This is a genomic window from Streptomyces bikiniensis, from assembly GCF_000716625.1.
Classification (GTDB): Bacteria; Actinomycetota; Actinomycetes; order Streptomycetales; family Streptomycetaceae; genus Streptomyces; species Streptomyces bikiniensis.
Genome location: NZ_JNXJ01000015.1, coordinates 413225 through 427369, shown reverse-complemented (window position 1 = coordinate 427369; position 14145 = coordinate 413225). Strand labels below are relative to the sequence as shown.

11 protein-coding genes are annotated in these 14145 nt (G+C 73.1%); 8 read left to right on the top strand and 3 right to left on the bottom strand.

Translation table 11 applies throughout. The features are described from left to right. Window positions 1-771 precede the first annotated feature (771 nt). From OO47_RS15045 to OO47_RS38425, 7 genes are all read left to right on the top strand, one after another. Window positions 772-960, top strand: a complete 189-nt coding sequence (locus OO47_RS15045) for a cypemycin family RiPP (protein ID WP_030214182.1) — start codon at window positions 772-774, stop codon at window positions 958-960. Between the two features lie 363 nt (window positions 961-1323). Next, entirely contained in the window at window positions 1324-2829 is a 1506-nt protein-coding gene (locus OO47_RS15040) for an alpha/beta fold hydrolase (protein ID WP_234323176.1), read from the top strand. Beyond that, the gene (locus OO47_RS15035) at window positions 2819-3379 is read left to right on the top strand and encodes a hypothetical protein (protein WP_030214176.1); all 561 of its coding nucleotides are present in this window, start codon (window positions 2819-2821) and stop codon (window positions 3377-3379) included. The genes OO47_RS15040 and OO47_RS15035 overlap by 11 nt, the downstream gene beginning before the upstream one ends. After that, window positions 3376-3948, top strand: coding sequence for a CypD family RiPP peptide-cysteine decarboxylase (locus OO47_RS15030; RefSeq protein WP_030214174.1), 573 nt, complete (start codon window positions 3376-3378; stop codon window positions 3946-3948). The genes OO47_RS15035 and OO47_RS15030 overlap by 4 nt, the downstream gene beginning before the upstream one ends. After that, window positions 3941-4681, top strand: a complete 741-nt coding sequence (locus OO47_RS15025) for a class I SAM-dependent methyltransferase (RefSeq protein ID WP_030214171.1) — start codon at window positions 3941-3943, stop codon at window positions 4679-4681. Before OO47_RS15030 ends, OO47_RS15025 begins: the two co-directional genes overlap by 8 nt. Next, a complete protein-coding gene (locus tag OO47_RS15020) occupies window positions 4678-5310 on the top strand; it encodes an ABC transporter ATP-binding protein (protein WP_030214168.1) in 633 nt (210 codons plus the stop codon). Before OO47_RS15025 ends, OO47_RS15020 begins: the two co-directional genes overlap by 4 nt. Then, window positions 5307-6857: a hypothetical protein gene (locus OO47_RS38425; RefSeq protein WP_030214166.1), complete on the top strand. Its 1551-nt coding sequence runs from the start codon at window positions 5307-5309 to the stop codon at window positions 6855-6857. The genes OO47_RS15020 and OO47_RS38425 overlap by 4 nt, the downstream gene beginning before the upstream one ends. A 258-nt stretch (window positions 6858-7115) precedes the next feature. Here OO47_RS38425 and OO47_RS15010 read toward each other — a convergent pair whose 3' ends face one another. From OO47_RS15010 to OO47_RS15000, 3 genes are all read right to left on the bottom strand, one after another. Further along, on the bottom strand, window positions 7116-8504 hold the full coding sequence (locus OO47_RS15010; RefSeq protein ID WP_030214163.1) for a Gfo/Idh/MocA family protein: 1389 nt from the start codon (window positions 8502-8504) through the stop codon (window positions 7116-7118). 135 nt (window positions 8505-8639) lie between these two features. After that, entirely contained in the window at window positions 8640-11564 is a 2925-nt protein-coding gene (locus OO47_RS15005; protein ID WP_030214160.1) for an FAD-binding and (Fe-S)-binding domain-containing protein, read from the bottom strand. Window positions 11565-11603: 39 nt separating this feature from the next. After that, a complete protein-coding gene (locus OO47_RS15000) occupies window positions 11604-12137 on the bottom strand; it encodes a MarR family winged helix-turn-helix transcriptional regulator (RefSeq protein WP_030214157.1) in 534 nt (177 codons plus the stop codon). Window positions 12138-12226: 89 nt separating this feature from the next. On the opposite strand from OO47_RS15000, the gene OO47_RS14995 reads away from it, so the two are divergent. After that, entirely contained in the window at window positions 12227-14083 is a 1857-nt protein-coding gene (locus tag OO47_RS14995; protein ID WP_051716034.1) for an ABC transporter ATP-binding protein, read from the top strand. Window positions 14084-14145: the final 62 nt, after the last annotated feature.

Below are 14145 nucleotides of genomic sequence, written 5' to 3'. Positions count from 1 at the left end.
GCCATGGCCGTGCCCGGACGACGGCGCTGCCGGGGACAAGGGCCGGGCGGGACGCGGCCTCGGCTGCGCTGCGGTGGGACGCTCGGGTCGGTGTCCGGAGCCGTACGGCTGTTGCTCGGCATCCCGTTGTGGCGGTCCCGGAGGCGGCGGAGGAGGAGGGCCGCCGTGAGGTCTCCCATGGATGTGTCGGACCCGAACGCGGCCTGGCTGATCGCGGCGTACGCGCTGCGGCCGGTGATCACGCCGCTTGCGGTCCGCGAGTCCGGGTGCCGCCGCCCGCAGCAGATGCGCCGGGTCGGAAGGGGCTCAGTCTCTCCGGTCCGTGGGTCCGTGGGTCCGTGGGTCCATGGCCGAGAATATGCGCCACGGCGCGACCGGGCGCGGGGAATGTGACGCACTGCCGTCCAGTACCGGCCGATGATTCGTCGCCCTCCGGTGGCCCGGAGGGCGCTCCCGGGCGCGCCCTGTTGCCTCCCGGTACTGGATGAGGTCCGTCTCCGCCGCACCCTCGCTTCGGTTTCTCTCGATGGCTGAAAAGGATCGCATTTTCTGCTCCATCTCCTTCTCCGTGTTAGTAGTGGGGCAGTGGATTAGCCATGTTTGACGCGTTGCTGAATGCGTGTTTAGGGTGGGCCCGAGGCGTCGATTTTTGGGCGCCGCGCGGCACGTTCACGCGAAGCGGGTGGCGGGAGCCGCGATATTCGGCACGCCGAGACCATTCGCTCGCATGACCACCGACGAAAGGTTAATCAAGTGCGATCTGTATCGGCCATGACGCGACAGGATTCCACTGCCGTCCACCCGGAGGTGCTGGCGGCGCAGGACTTCGCGAACACCGTCCTCGAAGGCGCGGCGCCGGGCTTCCACTCGAACTGCGAGACGCCCGCCATGGCCACGCCGGCCACCCCGACCGTCGCCCAGTTCGTCATCCAGGGCAGCACCATATGCCTGGTCTGCTGAGTTAAGGACCGAGCCGTCGCCGGAGGGGCCCGCACGGCCGGGCCCCTCCGGCGCGCGACCTCGCGGCACTCATGACGACAGCCGGGCCCGTGACGGACGGAGACGAGTAATCCGGTGGAAAAGAAGTGGTGGAGGCGGTACGCCTCGAAAACGTCCACCATCCAGGCGGCAGCCGATCGCGTATTTCTCCCGATAGCGATCGGACAGGCTCTGGCGGCCGCTGAGAGCCTTTTTCTCCGTGCGGAATTCGAAGAAGACGGATACCTCCGGGGAACGTCGGCCCGACAGTACCCACCGGGCAGCCTGAGGCATCGGGTCGGCCGTGTGCTCGACCATCCCCGCACCCCTCGCGTACTCGCGGGAGTGACCCTCGCCGCGTCGGCCGGGCTGGCACTCGCGCGCGGTAACCGGAGGGCGCAGATCGCCGCCGCGACCGTCATCGGGACGTGCAACCGGCTGAGCGAGATCCGCACCCCGTACGGGCGGGACGGCGCGGACCAGATGACGGCCGTCGTCACGCAGTACCGCGCCCTCACGGCGCTCATACCCGACCAGAGGTTCTCCGACGACCTCTTCCTGCGTGCGGTCAACTTCCAGGCCGCGCTGAGCTATGCGGTCTCGGGCGTCTCCAAGGCATTCGGCAGCAGCTGGGTCCAGGGCGACGCCCTGATCGAAGTCCTGCGGACGGAGGCGTACGGCAGTGGACCGGCCGCGGCCCTCCTGCGCAGGCATCCGAAGCTCTGCCGGGCCCTGACCATCGGTACGGTGGCGTGGGAGACGGCCTTCCCGCTCGTCTACCTGCTGCCGCGTGAACAGGCGTCCCACGCGCTCTCGGCGGTCAAGGCCTTCCACGCCGGCGTGGCGGCAGCCATGGAGCTTCCCCGTTTCGTCTGGGGGTTCTTCGGCGCCCATGGAGCCGTCGGCTACGTCCTGGACACGCGCGGCACGCCCCGGACGTTCGAGAAGGCCGTGGTCGGCATCGCCGGCGGCGTCGTCCTCGCCAGCGCCCTGATCGCCCGCGAGAAGCGCCTGACCGCCCGGGAACGGCGGCTCGGCCCCAAGGGCTCCGCACGGCTCCGCCACGCCGGCGGCGACGTCGAGTACCGGGTGGACCGCCCCGGGGACGGGGCCGCCTCCCGCACGGTGATCGTTCTGGAGTGCGGCCTGGGGCAGTCCCTCGAATCGTGGGAGTGGGTCGCCGAGGGCCTGGCCCGTCACCACACGGTCGTCCGCTACCACCGGTCCGGATACGGTCTCACGACGTCACGGGCGGCGAGTGGGGACCTCCTCGCCGCGGTCCTCGACGAGATCGGGGCCGAGGGCGAGATCGTGGTGGTCACCCACTCGATCGGCTCGCTGAGCGCGGCCTCCTACGTACGGGACCCGCGCTTCGCGGACCGGGTCGACAAACTGGTCGTCGTCGACGGCACCGACCCGGCACTCCTGGACGAGGACCGCACGGACCGCAGGCGGTTCGGCACCTTCCTCCAGGCACAGCTCTACACCCTGCTGGCGGCGGTCACCGGGATCTACGAATGGGCACCCAACGCGGTGGAACGGCAGGCCGGATACACGCCCGACACCCAGTTCGGCCACGTGCAGTTCGTCTTCTCCCCGAGGAACGTCGTCAACTCGGTCCGCGAGTACCGGGCGGTCCGGACCGAGGGTGCCCTGTCCCGCCTCGGCGCGGTTCCCTCGGTCCTGGTCGTCGCCTCGGACGAGTTCGCCGACCAGCAGGCGGCCCTGGCCGAGAAGCTCGGGGCGAAGTACGAGGTGGTGCACGGCTCGGCGCACCGCTCGATCATCGGGCACCGCCACCACGCCGAGAAGGTCGAAGACGCCGTCAGAAGGTTCGTCGATGCTTGCTGACCAGCTCAAGGGCGGGGCGACCGCCTTCGCCGTCGGAGCGCTCGCGACGCACCTGGTCGCGACCGTCCTCCAGAACACCCCCGACTCCTACAACCAGGACCTGCGCAAGTTCACGGGCGGCTGGCCCCTCCCCGGATGGCGCTTCTTCGCTCCCAACCCCGGGGTGCAGAACGTGCACCTGCTGGTGCGGGAGACCGCTGGTGACGGCCCGACGCCGTGGCGCGACGTGACCCCCGTCGTGCCGCACGGCTGGACGCAGGTGCTCTACAACCCGCGGAGCCGCGGGCCCAAGGCGCTGTTCGACGCCATGCAGCAGCTCTCCGTCATGAGCGCGAACCAGGCCGACTTCGCCTGGGTCACCCGGAGCCTGCCGTACGAGCTGGTGTGCGCGGCGAGCCGGGCCGCGGTGTCCGACGAGGCACGGGCCCTCCAGTTCCTGCTGATGAACGTGTTCCCCAGCGCGCCGGCGCAGCACCGGATGAAGCCGATCCTCACCTCCGAGTGGATCCCCCTCGGCACCGCCCCGCGCGCGGCGGAGGCCGCCGCGTGAACGGGGAGAAGTACGAGGGGACGGAGCTCCACCTCCACGTCACCGGCTCCATCGGCGCGGCGCTCGTGCCGTGGTGGATCCACTGGCTGCGGGAGCTCCACCCGGACCTGGTCGTCAATGTGTCGGTGACGCCCGCCGCGTCACGGTTCCTGGCGGTTCGGGCGCTCCGCCATCTGGCCAACGGCACGGTGTGGACCGACACGTGGGACGATCCGGACGTACCGCCCGAGGTCAACGCCGGACGCAGCGGCGGATCCGAGTGCTTCGTCGTCTTCCCCGCCACCCTGGACACCGTCATGCGCCTGGCACAGGGCCGCGCGGACTCGCCCGCCCTCCTGATGCTCCAGGTGACCGACGCGCCCATCGTCGTCGCGGACACCTTCCCGGGGACCAACGAGATCGTCGAGAGCCACCTGCGTACGCTCGAACTCCGACCGAACGTGGCGTTCGCGCCCCGTGTCAACGGCGTGCGCGCGAGCGACCGGTCGTCGGCCGAGGTGGGGTTCAACCTGCCGGGCGCCCTCGGTGTGGCCAACAGGATGCGGAAGGAAGGACGTTCCGGTGAGTGACCCGAGCGTGTACGACGAGTCGGCCGTCGAGGCGTACGACCTGGTGTCCTCGATGCTCTCCCCGGGGGCCGGCCACGCCGCCTGGGTGGCATCGCACAGGCCCCTGGCCGGGCGGACCGTCCTGGACCTGGGATGCGGCACGGGCGTCTCCTCGCTCGCGCTCGCCGACGCCGGCGCGCGGGTCGTGGCCGTCGACGCCTCCCGGCCGTCACTGGACGTCCTGAAGGAGAAGTGCCTCGACCACGACGTCGAAGCGGTCGAGGGGGACTTCCGCGACCTCCGGCTGGACTCCGCGTTCGACGTCGTCACCCTGTCGAGGAACACCTTCTTCCTCGCCCAGGAGCAGGAGGAGAAGATCGACCTCCTGCGCGTCGTCGCACGGCACCTGGCACCGGGCGGCGCGGCCTTCCTCGACTGCACCGACCCCGCCGAGTTCCAGCGCGCGGGCGGCGACGCGCACTCGGTCACCTACCCGCTCGGCCGGGAGCACATGGTGACGGTGACGCAGACCTCGGACCGGGCCGCCCAGCAGATCCTGAGCATCTTCCTGGTCCAGGGCGCGTCGACCCTCACCGCGTTCCACGAGCAGGCCACCTGGGCCACGCTCGCGGAGATCCGGCTGATGGCACGGATCGCGGGTCTGGAGGTGACGAGGGTCGACGGGTCGTACGCGGGAGAGCCCTACGGCGCGCGCTCGCGGGAGATGCTGATCGTCCTGGAACAGCAGCGGTGAGCGGCGTGCCCGCGATCGCCGCGGAGGACGCCACCGTCGTCCTGGACGACACCGTCCTGCTGGCGCCGACGACGTTCGAGGTGATGCCGGGCGAGTTCCGGTGCCTCACCGGAAGCAACGGCTCGGGGAAGACGACCCTCCTCCGGGCCTTCCTGGGAAGCCGGCGGCTGACGGACGGCGCCGTTCTCGTGCGGGGCGAGACCGTCGACATGGGCAGGCCCCGGCACCGGCGGTCCGTGGCGTCGCTCGTCGACCCGGTTCCCGTCGCCCGCGACATGACGCTGCACGAGCAGGTGGCCCTGGTCGCCGCCTCCTGGTACGGCAACACCGCGACCACCGCCGAGCGCGCCGAGGAGGTCGTCGGACGCCTGGGCCTCACCGCCCTGGCCGGGCGGTTCCCCTCGCAGCTCTCCTCCGGCCAGCTCCAGCTCTTCAACCTCGCGCTGACCCTGGTCCGCCCCGCCGACGTCGTCCTGCTCGACGAGCCCGAGCGGCACCTCGACACCGACCGCGTCGACCTCGTCGCCACCCTGCTCGCCGAGCGCGCGGAGCAGGGGACCGCATTCCTGGTCGCCACCCACGAGCCCGTCATGGTGGACGCCTGCGACGGCGTCGTGGAGCTGGGATGACGACGGACACCCTCAGCATGGCCGAGACCGACCCCAAGGACCGCGTCCACGCGGTACGGCACCGGTACGCCCACCGCGGCGACCGCGGCACGGTGCGGGAGTGGGCGTACCCCGTCTATCTCACCGTCGTCCTCGTCCTCGTCTACGTGGTGCCGGTCGTCCACCTGGTGAGGACCGCCCGGACGCTCCTCCCCCTGGAGTCCTCCGCAGCGGCGACCCCCGTGGCGTGCCTGGTCGCGGCGGCGGCGGTCTGGGGCGCCCAGCTCACCGGCCGGTTCTGGGGACCGCTGGTGCTGAAGCCGTTCCTGCTGCACGTGTTCATGTCCACGGACCTGTCCCCGGCGGACTACCTCGGCACGATCGCCCGCCGCCGGCTGCTGTACGCGGGACTCGGCACGCTGCTGGCGGTGGTCACCGCGACCTTCCTCGTGACCGACCTGTTCGACCGGCCGGGAAGCGTGCTCCTGCCGCAGGGCGTGGCCGTCGCGGTGGGCGTCGGCGCCGTCGCCCCCGTGGCATGGCTGTGGGGTCAGGTCCGGACGGTCCGCGAGAACCTGCTGCTCGCCGCCGGGACGGCCGTCACGGCGGTCGCCGTGGCACTGCTCGGCTCCTCCCCCCTCCTGGGCGGGGGCGGCCTGTGGCTCGCCGCCGGCGTGCCGGCGGCCGCGGCGGCGCTGCTCTCCCGGTCCGTCTTCCGCTCCCTCCACGCGGTCGACCTCGCCCGGCTCGCCCGCGAATCGGCGCGCGCCGCCGAGGCCCAGACCTTCGCCTGGACCGGCACGCTCCACCATGCGCTCGACCTCTACCGCCCGGAGCCCCGGGGGCTCACCTCGGCCCTGATCCGCCGGGACGGGCGCCTGCGCGGCCACCTCGTCCAGGGCGCGGTCCGCGCCCTCCGCACCCGGGGCCGCACGATCGCGGCCGCTGCGTTCCTGCCGGCCGGCGGTGCCCTGCTGACGCTCGGCGTCGCGGAGCCGGACGCCAGGACGGCGACGCTGTCCTGGGCGGTCGGCGCGGCCGCCGTCTACTGGGGGTCCGGGTGGGTCGGTGAGACCTGGCGCGGCCTGCGCGACGAACTGACCCTGGCCCCGCTGCTCGGCGAGAGGTGGGGCGGGACGCTCGCACGCACCCTGGCCTGGCCGCTCGTCGCGGTGGTGACCGCGGCGGGCCTGGCGAGCGGTGCCGCGCTCCTGGCCCGGTGGCCACTCCAGGACGGCCGGGCGGCCGACGCGTCGCTGCTCGTCGCGGGGTCGTTGGTGCTCGTGCTCGGTGCCCGGTTCCTGCGTGAGATGAAGACCGACCTGCCCGTCGAACTGCTGCTCCCCATCATCACGCCCTTGGGCGACTTGTCCGGACTCCGTGTCTTCGCGTGGCAGTTCGACGGACTTGTCGCCGTGCTGCTGGGCGTCCTCGTGATGAACGAGATGCCGTCCGCGTCGGGCGCGGCCCTGACCGCGTCGGGCCTGGCCGCCTGCTGCGTCTGGGCGGGCCTGCGCCGGACGGGGTGGTCCCCCAGGACCCTGGCCGCCCGCCTCGGCCGGACGTGAGGAACCCGGGTCCGGCACGGAGCCGACCTCCCCGTGTGGGCACACGACGACGAAGGCCCCGGCCGCACTGCGGTCGGGGCCTTCGTACGCCCTGCCGGGCGCCGGCGGAGGACACGGGGTCCGCACAGGTGAGGGGGACGCCCCCACACGCTTTCCGAGTGGGCCGCCGGCACCGCCGACACCCTCGCGCCGGGCATCCTGTGCGAGGAGGACGGAACGCCATGGCCCCGCATACGGGGCCGGGTGCGGGGCGTTCTCTCAGGCCGGTTTCGCCGAGTCCACGCCCGGCCGGGACCGCTGCCACTCCCCGCGGGTGAAGTCCGGGATCTCCTGCGGCGCCCCGCCCGCCTTGATCGAGGCGTGGCTCAGGGGCAGTGGGGCCGTCCAGACGGCGGCGTCGTACACGTCGAAGTCCGGTACGAGGCCTTCCCGCAGGCACTGGAGGAGGCGGTAGACCATGAGGTAGTCCATGCCGCCGTGCGCGCCTGGCGGGTTGGCGTGCTCCTTCCAGAGCCAGTGGTCGAACGCGGCGGCGTAGGCCGAGAAGTCGCCCCACTCGTCGTTCTCGTGGTCCGGCTCCAGATAGATCCGGGGCGGGTAGTCCTCGAAGACGCCCCGGGTGCCGCCCAGGCTGTTGACCCTGCTGTACGGGTGCGGGGTGGAGACGTCGTGTTCGAGGCGGATCACCCGCCCCCTCGCCGTCCGGATCAGGCTGACGGTGCGGTCGCTCCCGACGTACGTCTCCTTCCAGCTCGGGTCGCCGGGCGGCACGTGCTCCTTCCGGTACTCGGCGAGGGCGAGCGCCGGGGTGCCGAGGCTGCTGATGCTCACCGCCCGGTCGCCCCGGTTGACGTCCATGTAGTTCGCGACCGGGCCGAAGCCGTGGTTGGGGTAGAGGTCGCCGCGCAGCCGGGTGTGCCACAGCCGGCGCCAGGGCCCCTCGTAGTACGCCGACGAGAACAGCAGGGCGCGCAGGTCGTGGTGGTACGCCCCCGCCCCGTGCAGGAGTTCGCCGAACTTCCCCGCGTGCGCCATCCGCAGCACCCGCATCTCGTTCCGGCCGTAGCAGCAGTTCTCCAGCTGCATGCAGTGCCGGCGGGTCCGCTCCGAGAGGTCGACCAGCTCCCACAGCTCGTCGATCGTCATGGCGGCCGGACACTCCACGCCGACGTGCTTGCCGTTCAGCATCGCGGACCGGGCGATCGCGAGGTGGCTCTCCCAGGGGGTCGCCACGTACACGAAGTCGAGGTCGGCGCGGGCGCAGAGGTTCGCGTAGTCCTCCTCGCCGTTGACGTACAGGGCGGGGGCCGGGTGTCCCGCGGCGACGACCTGCGCGGCGGCCCGCTCGGCCTTCGCGCGCACCGGGTCGCAGACGGCGGCGACCCGCACCCAGGAGTGGGCGAGGAAGTGCCCGATCATGGCGGCGCCCCGGTTGCCGAAGCCCACGATCCCCACCCGGACCGTGGAGCGGGCGTCGAAGGGGACACCGGCCATGGTGGCGCCCTGGCGTGCGGGGGCGGCCGCGGGGGCGGTGCCGGGGGCGGCGTGGGCCGCCCCGGTGCCGGCGGCGGCGAGACCGAGGCCCGCTCCGGCGCCGGTCCTGAGGACCTCGCGGCGGCTCGGGGGGTGCGGCGTCTGCTCGTTCACGGAACCTCCCGGAGCCGGAGTCGGACAGTCGGACTGTACGTTCCCGCTCCGGCGCCGTGCCGGACCGCCCGCCGCGCCTCACCCGAACGTGCGAAAGGTTCCACCGCCCTAACGTGCCCGGGTGCTGACGTCAGGTCAGGGGCGTGTGGCGCGCTCCAGGGCGATCAGCGCCGACACGTAGGTGCGGCCCGTCGCCCGGTCCATCCCGATCTCGCACGTCCGGTTGGCCGAGAGGTGTGCGTCGAACGGCCGGGCCGTGACCTCGGCCGTCTCCCGGGCCGTCGCCGACGCCGTCAGCTCCGGGTGCAGCATGCCCCGGTCGCCCGCGAAGGCGCAGCAGCCCGCGTCGGCGGGCACCACGACCTCCTCCGCGCAGGCCCCGGCCAGCGCGGTCAGCCGGTCCTCGTCGCCCAGGTGCCGCATCGAGCACGTGGGGTGGACCACGGCGGAGCCGACCCGGCGGCGCACGTCGAGCCGGGGGAGCAGCTCGTCCGCCGCCCACACGAGGGAGTCCACCACCGTCAGTTCCGCGTGCAGCTCCCGGTTCTCCTCCGTCAGGTACGGCACCACCTCGCGCGCGATGCCGAGCGTGCACGAGGAGGCGTCCACCACGAGCGGCAGCCGCCCGCCCGCCGTCCAGCCCCAGGCCGCCTCGACGATCCGGTTGGCCATCACCTCGTCGCCCCGCTCGTACCCCTTGGAGTGCCAGATCGTCGCGCAGCAGGTGCCGGCCACGTCGTCCGGGATCCACACCGGCCGCCCGGCCCGCGCCGACAGCGCGACGACGGCCTCGGGGAGCGAGGGCCCGGGCTCGTCGTCCGGGCCGCCGAAGATCCGGTTCACACAGGCCGGGTAGTAGACGGCGACCGCCGCCGGGCGGTGGGTGCGGGGCAGCCGGCGCGGCGCGGCGCCGGGGACCCCGGGCAGCCACGCCGGTACGAGGTCGGGGCGGACCGCCCGGCGGGCGAGGCCGGTCACCGACTCCGCGGCCCGGTCGCCGATCCGGTCGGCGGCGGCGACCGCGAGCCGAGCGGAGGCCTCCACGGCCCGGAAGTTCCGGGCGGCCAGCGCGGCGATCCGCTCCTCGCGCGGCGCGTGCCGCGCGTGCCGGAACTCCTTCATCAACGCGCCCGTGTCGATGCCGACCGGGCAGGCGAGCGCGCACGTGGAGTCGCCGGCGCAGGTGTCGACGGCGTCGTACCCGTACTCCTCCAGGAGCCGGTCCTCGACCGGTGAGCCGTCCTCCTGCCGCAGCATCTCCCGGCGCAGCACGATCCGCTGGCGCGGAGTGGTCGTCAGGTCGCGGCTGGGGCAGACCGGTTCGCAGAAGCCGCACTCGATGCAGGGGTCGGCGATCCGTTCCACGGTCGGGATCGTCTTCAGGCCGCGCAGATGGGCCTGCGGGTCGCGGTCCAGGACGACCCTCGGGGCGAGCACCCCGGCCGGGTCGAAGGCCTCCTTGATCCGCCACATCAGCTCGGTCGCCCGCGTCCCCCACTCCAGTTCCAGGAAGGGCGCGATGTTGCGGCCGGTGGCGTGCTCGGCCTTCAGGGAGCCGTCGAAGCGCTCCACGGTCAGCTTGCAGAACTCGTCCATGAAGGCCGCGTACCGCTCGACGTCGGACGGGTCGGCCGCGTCGAACGCGAGCAGGAAGTGCAGGTTGCCGTGGGCCGCGTGACCGGCCACGGCCGCGTCGAAGCCGTGCCGCTCCTGGAGGTCGAGCAGCGCGGCGCAGGCCTCCGCGAGCCGGGCCGGCGGCACCGCGAAGTCCTCGGTGATCAGGGTCGTACCGGAGGGGCGGGAGCCGCCCACCGCCGTCACGAACGCCTTGCGGGCCTTCCAGTAGCCGCCGATCCGCCCCGGCTCGCGGGTGAACGCGTTCTCCACGGACGCCACCGGGGCGACCGGGTCGAGCCCGGCGAGGACGGCGTCCGCCGCCCGCTCGTACGCGTCGAGGGCCGCCGCGTCCGGGGCCCGGAACTCGACCAGGAGCGCCGTGGTGTCCTTCGGGAGGTCCGCCCAGTCGGCGGGCACGCCCGCCACGCTGACCGAGGCCCGCAGCGTGTTTCCGTCCATCAGCTCGACGGCGACCGCCCCGGCGTCGTTGAACAGCGGCACGGCCGCGGCGGCGGCCGGCAGCGAGGGGAAGAAGAGCAGGGCCGTGGAGACCTCGCGCTCCAGCGGCAGGGTGTCGAAGACGACCTCGGAGAGGAAGCCGAGGGTGCCCTGGGAGCCCACCATGAGGCCCCGCAGGATCTCGACGGGCGTGTCCCCGTCGAGGAAGGCGTCGAGCCGGTAGCCGTTGGTGTTCTTGAGGGTGTACTTGGCCCGGATGCGGGCGGTCAGCTCGGCGTCCGCCTCGATCTCGGCCTTCAGTGCGAGCAGCTCCGCGCAGAGCGCCGGCTCGGCCCGCGCCAGCTCCTCGTCGGCGTCCGGGGCGCCGGTGTCGACCACGGTGCCGCTCGGCAGGACGGCGGTGAGCGAGGCGACGGTCCGGTACGAGTTGCGGGTCGTCCCGGCCGTCATGCCCGAGGCGTTGTTGGCGACGACGCCGCCGATCGTGCAGGCGATCGCGCTGGCGGGATCGGGGCCGAGGACCCGCCCGTACGGGGCGAGCGCCGCGTTGGCCCGCACGACGGTGGTGCCGGGGCGGATGCGGGCGCGGGCGCCGCCGTCCAGGACCTCGACGCCGGCCCAGTGGCGGCGCACGTCCACCAGGACGTCCTCGCCCTGCGCCTGCCCGTTGAGGCTGGTCCCGGCGGCCCGGAAGACCACCTCGCGGCCCTTGCCGTGCGCGTACGACAGGACGGCGGAGACGTCGTCCAGGTCCTCGGCGACCACGACGACCTGCGGGACGAAGCGGTAGGGGCTGGCGTCCGAGGCGTAGCGGACCAGGTCGGAGATCCTGCCGAGGACCTTCCCGGGGCCGAGGAGCGCGGTCAGCTCCTCGCGCAGCCGGCGCGAGGTCCCCTTGGCGTGCAGCGCCGGGACCCGGTCCGGGGCCGGGGTCCGCACCCGACCGGGACGGAGGGCCTGCGGGTCCGGTTCCAGCAGCGGCATGTCACGGCTCCCCTTCGGCGCGATCCCGTCCCCGAGGGGTCAGCAGCCGCCCTCCGGTCCGGGGTCGACCAGGGCGGTCAGCAGGCCTCCGAGCACCTCGCGCTGTTCGGCGGTCAATGGAGCAAGGATGTCCTCTGCGGCCGCCCGGCGCGCGCTGCGCAGCTCCCGCAGCGTGGCGCGGCCCGCGTCGGTGAGCTCGATCCGGATCACGCGGCGGTTGTCCGGATCGGGTGCCCTGCGCACCCGGCCGGCGGCCTCCAGGCCGTCGACGAGGCTGGTCACCGCCCTGGGGACGACTTCGAGGCGGGCCGCGAGGTCGGCCATCCGGGGCGGTTCCCCGAAGGCCGCGACCGTGCGCAGGAGCCGGGACTGCGCGGGGGTGATGCCGACCGGCTCCAGATGGCGCTTCTGGATGCGGTGCAGCCGGCGGGTGAGCCGGAGCAGCTGCTCGGCGAGGAGCCCGTCGGCGTCGGAGGCGCCCGGCCCGCCCGCACGGTCCGCGCGGCTCGGGACGCCCGCCTCGCTCGTGCGGCCGGGGGCGTCCGGATCGCTCGTACGGTCGGTAGTGCTCATGACGGGAACAATATCAGGACGCCGTTCATTGTGAGCATAGGTAACAGTGACCTATGCTCTGATCGACACCGAATCCACCGAAGGAGCCCATGCGCCCCCACGACGAGTCCGAATGGACGCCCCCGCCCCGTGACCCCGGAGAACCGGAGGAGCCCGCCCAGGTGCGGCGCATCCTGCGGCTCTTCCGTCCCTACCGCGCGCGCCTGGCGCTCGTCGGCCTCCTGGTCGGCGCCGCCTCGCTCGTCACGGTCGCCTCGCCGTTCCTGCTCAAGGAGATCCTGGACGTCGCGATCCCCCAGGGCCGCACCGGCCTGCTCGGCCTGCTCGCCCTCGGCATGATCGTCGCCGCCGTCCTGACCAGCGTCTTCGGCGTCCTCCAGACCTTCATCTCGACCACCGTCGGCCAGCGCGTCATGCACGACCTGCGCACCGCCGTCTACGAGCGGCTCCAGCAGATGCCGCTCGCCTTCTTCACGCGCACGCGTACCGGCGAGGTCCAGTCCCGCATCGCCAACGACATCGGAGGCATGCAGGCGACCGTGACCTCCACGGCCACCTCCCTCGTCTCCAACCTCACCGCCGTCGTCGCGACCGTCGTCGCCATGCTCGCCCTCGACTGGCGGCTCACCCTCGTCTCGCTGCTCCTGCTGCCGGTCTTCGTCTGGATCAGCCGCCGCGTCGGCCGCGAGCGCAAGCGCATCACCACCCGGCGCCAGAAGCAGATGGCCGCCATGGCCGCGACCGTCACCGAGTCCCTCTCGGTGAGCGGCATCCTGCTCGGCCGCACCATGGGCCGCTCCGACTCCCTGACCAGGTCCTTCGCCGAGGAGTCCGAGCGCCTGGTCGACCTGGAGGTGCGCTCCTCCATGGCCGGGCGCTGGCGGATGTCCGTCATCGGCATCGTCATGGCCGCCATGCCCGCCCTGATCTACTGGGCCGCGGGCCTGGCCGCCGGAGCCGGCGGCACCGCGATCTCCCTCGGCACGCTCGTCGCCTTCGTCTCGCTCCAGCAGGGCCTCTTCCGGCCCGCCGTCAGCCTGCTCTCCACCGGCGTGCAGATGCAGACCTCCCTCGCGCTCTTCCAGCGCATCTTCGAATACCTCGACCTGCCCGTCGACATCACCGAGCCCGCCGACCCGGTCCGGCTGCCGGAGATCCGCGGCGAGGTCTCCTTCGAGAAGGTCGGGTTCCGGTACGACCCCGGAGCCCCGGGCCGCGCCACCCTGGACGGCGTCGACCTGACCGTACCCGCCGGCGGCAGCCTGGCCGTCGTCGGCCCGACCGGCTCCGGCAAGTCCACCCTCAGCTACCTGGTGCCCCGGCTGTACGACGTCACCGACGGGCGCGTCACCCTCGACGGCGTCGACGTGCGCGACCTGGACTTCGACACCCTCGCCCGCGCGGTCGGCGTCGTCTCGCAGGAGACGTACCTCTTCCACGCCTCCGTCGCCGACAACCTCCGCTTCGCCAAGCCGGACGCCACCGACGAGGAGATCGAGGCCGCCGCCCGCGCCGCCCAGATCCACGACCACATCGCCTCGCTCCCGGACGGCTACGACACCCTGGTCGGCGAGCGCGGCTACCGCTTCTCGGGCGGCGAGAAGCAGCGCCTCGCCATCGCGCGCACCATCCTGCGCGACCCGCCCGTGCTCATCCTCGACGAGGCGACCAGCGCCCTGGACACGCACACCGAGCACGCCGTGCAGCGGGCCATCGACGCCCTGTCGGCCGGCCGCACCACCATCACCATCGCCCACCGCCTCTCCACCGTCCGCGACGCCGACCAGATCGTCGTCCTGGAGGAGGGGCGGATCGCCGAGCGCGGAACGCACGAGGAACTGCTCGCCCGGGACGGGCGGTACGCGGCCCTGGTCCGCCGGGACGGCGCCGCGGACCCGGAGGGCGAGCGGGCGGGTGCGGAGGCCGTCACCTCCCGGACCGCGTGAGCCTTCCGGGAGGCGGCGCCCGGCCTCCGTACGGGGGCCGTCGCGTGCGGGGTTCCCCGGAT

Coding starts and splice junctions, on each gene's coding strand:
- OO47_RS15000 (WP_030214157.1), bottom strand. CDS start 12,137: ATGAGCACTACCGACCGTACGAGCGATCCGGACGCCCCCGGCCGCACG.
- OO47_RS15045 (WP_030214182.1), top strand. CDS start 772: ATGACGCGACAGGATTCCACTGCCGTCCACCCGGAGGTGCTGGCGGCG.
- OO47_RS14995 (WP_051716034.1), top strand. CDS start 12,227: ATGCGCCCCCACGACGAGTCCGAATGGACGCCCCCGCCCCGTGACCCC.
- OO47_RS15005 (WP_030214160.1), bottom strand. CDS start 11,564: ATGCCGCTGCTGGAACCGGACCCGCAGGCCCTCCGTCCCGGTCGGGTG.
- OO47_RS15035 (WP_030214176.1), top strand. CDS start 2,819: ATGCTTGCTGACCAGCTCAAGGGCGGGGCGACCGCCTTCGCCGTCGGA.
- OO47_RS38425 (WP_030214166.1), top strand. CDS start 5,307: ATGACGACGGACACCCTCAGCATGGCCGAGACCGACCCCAAGGACCGC.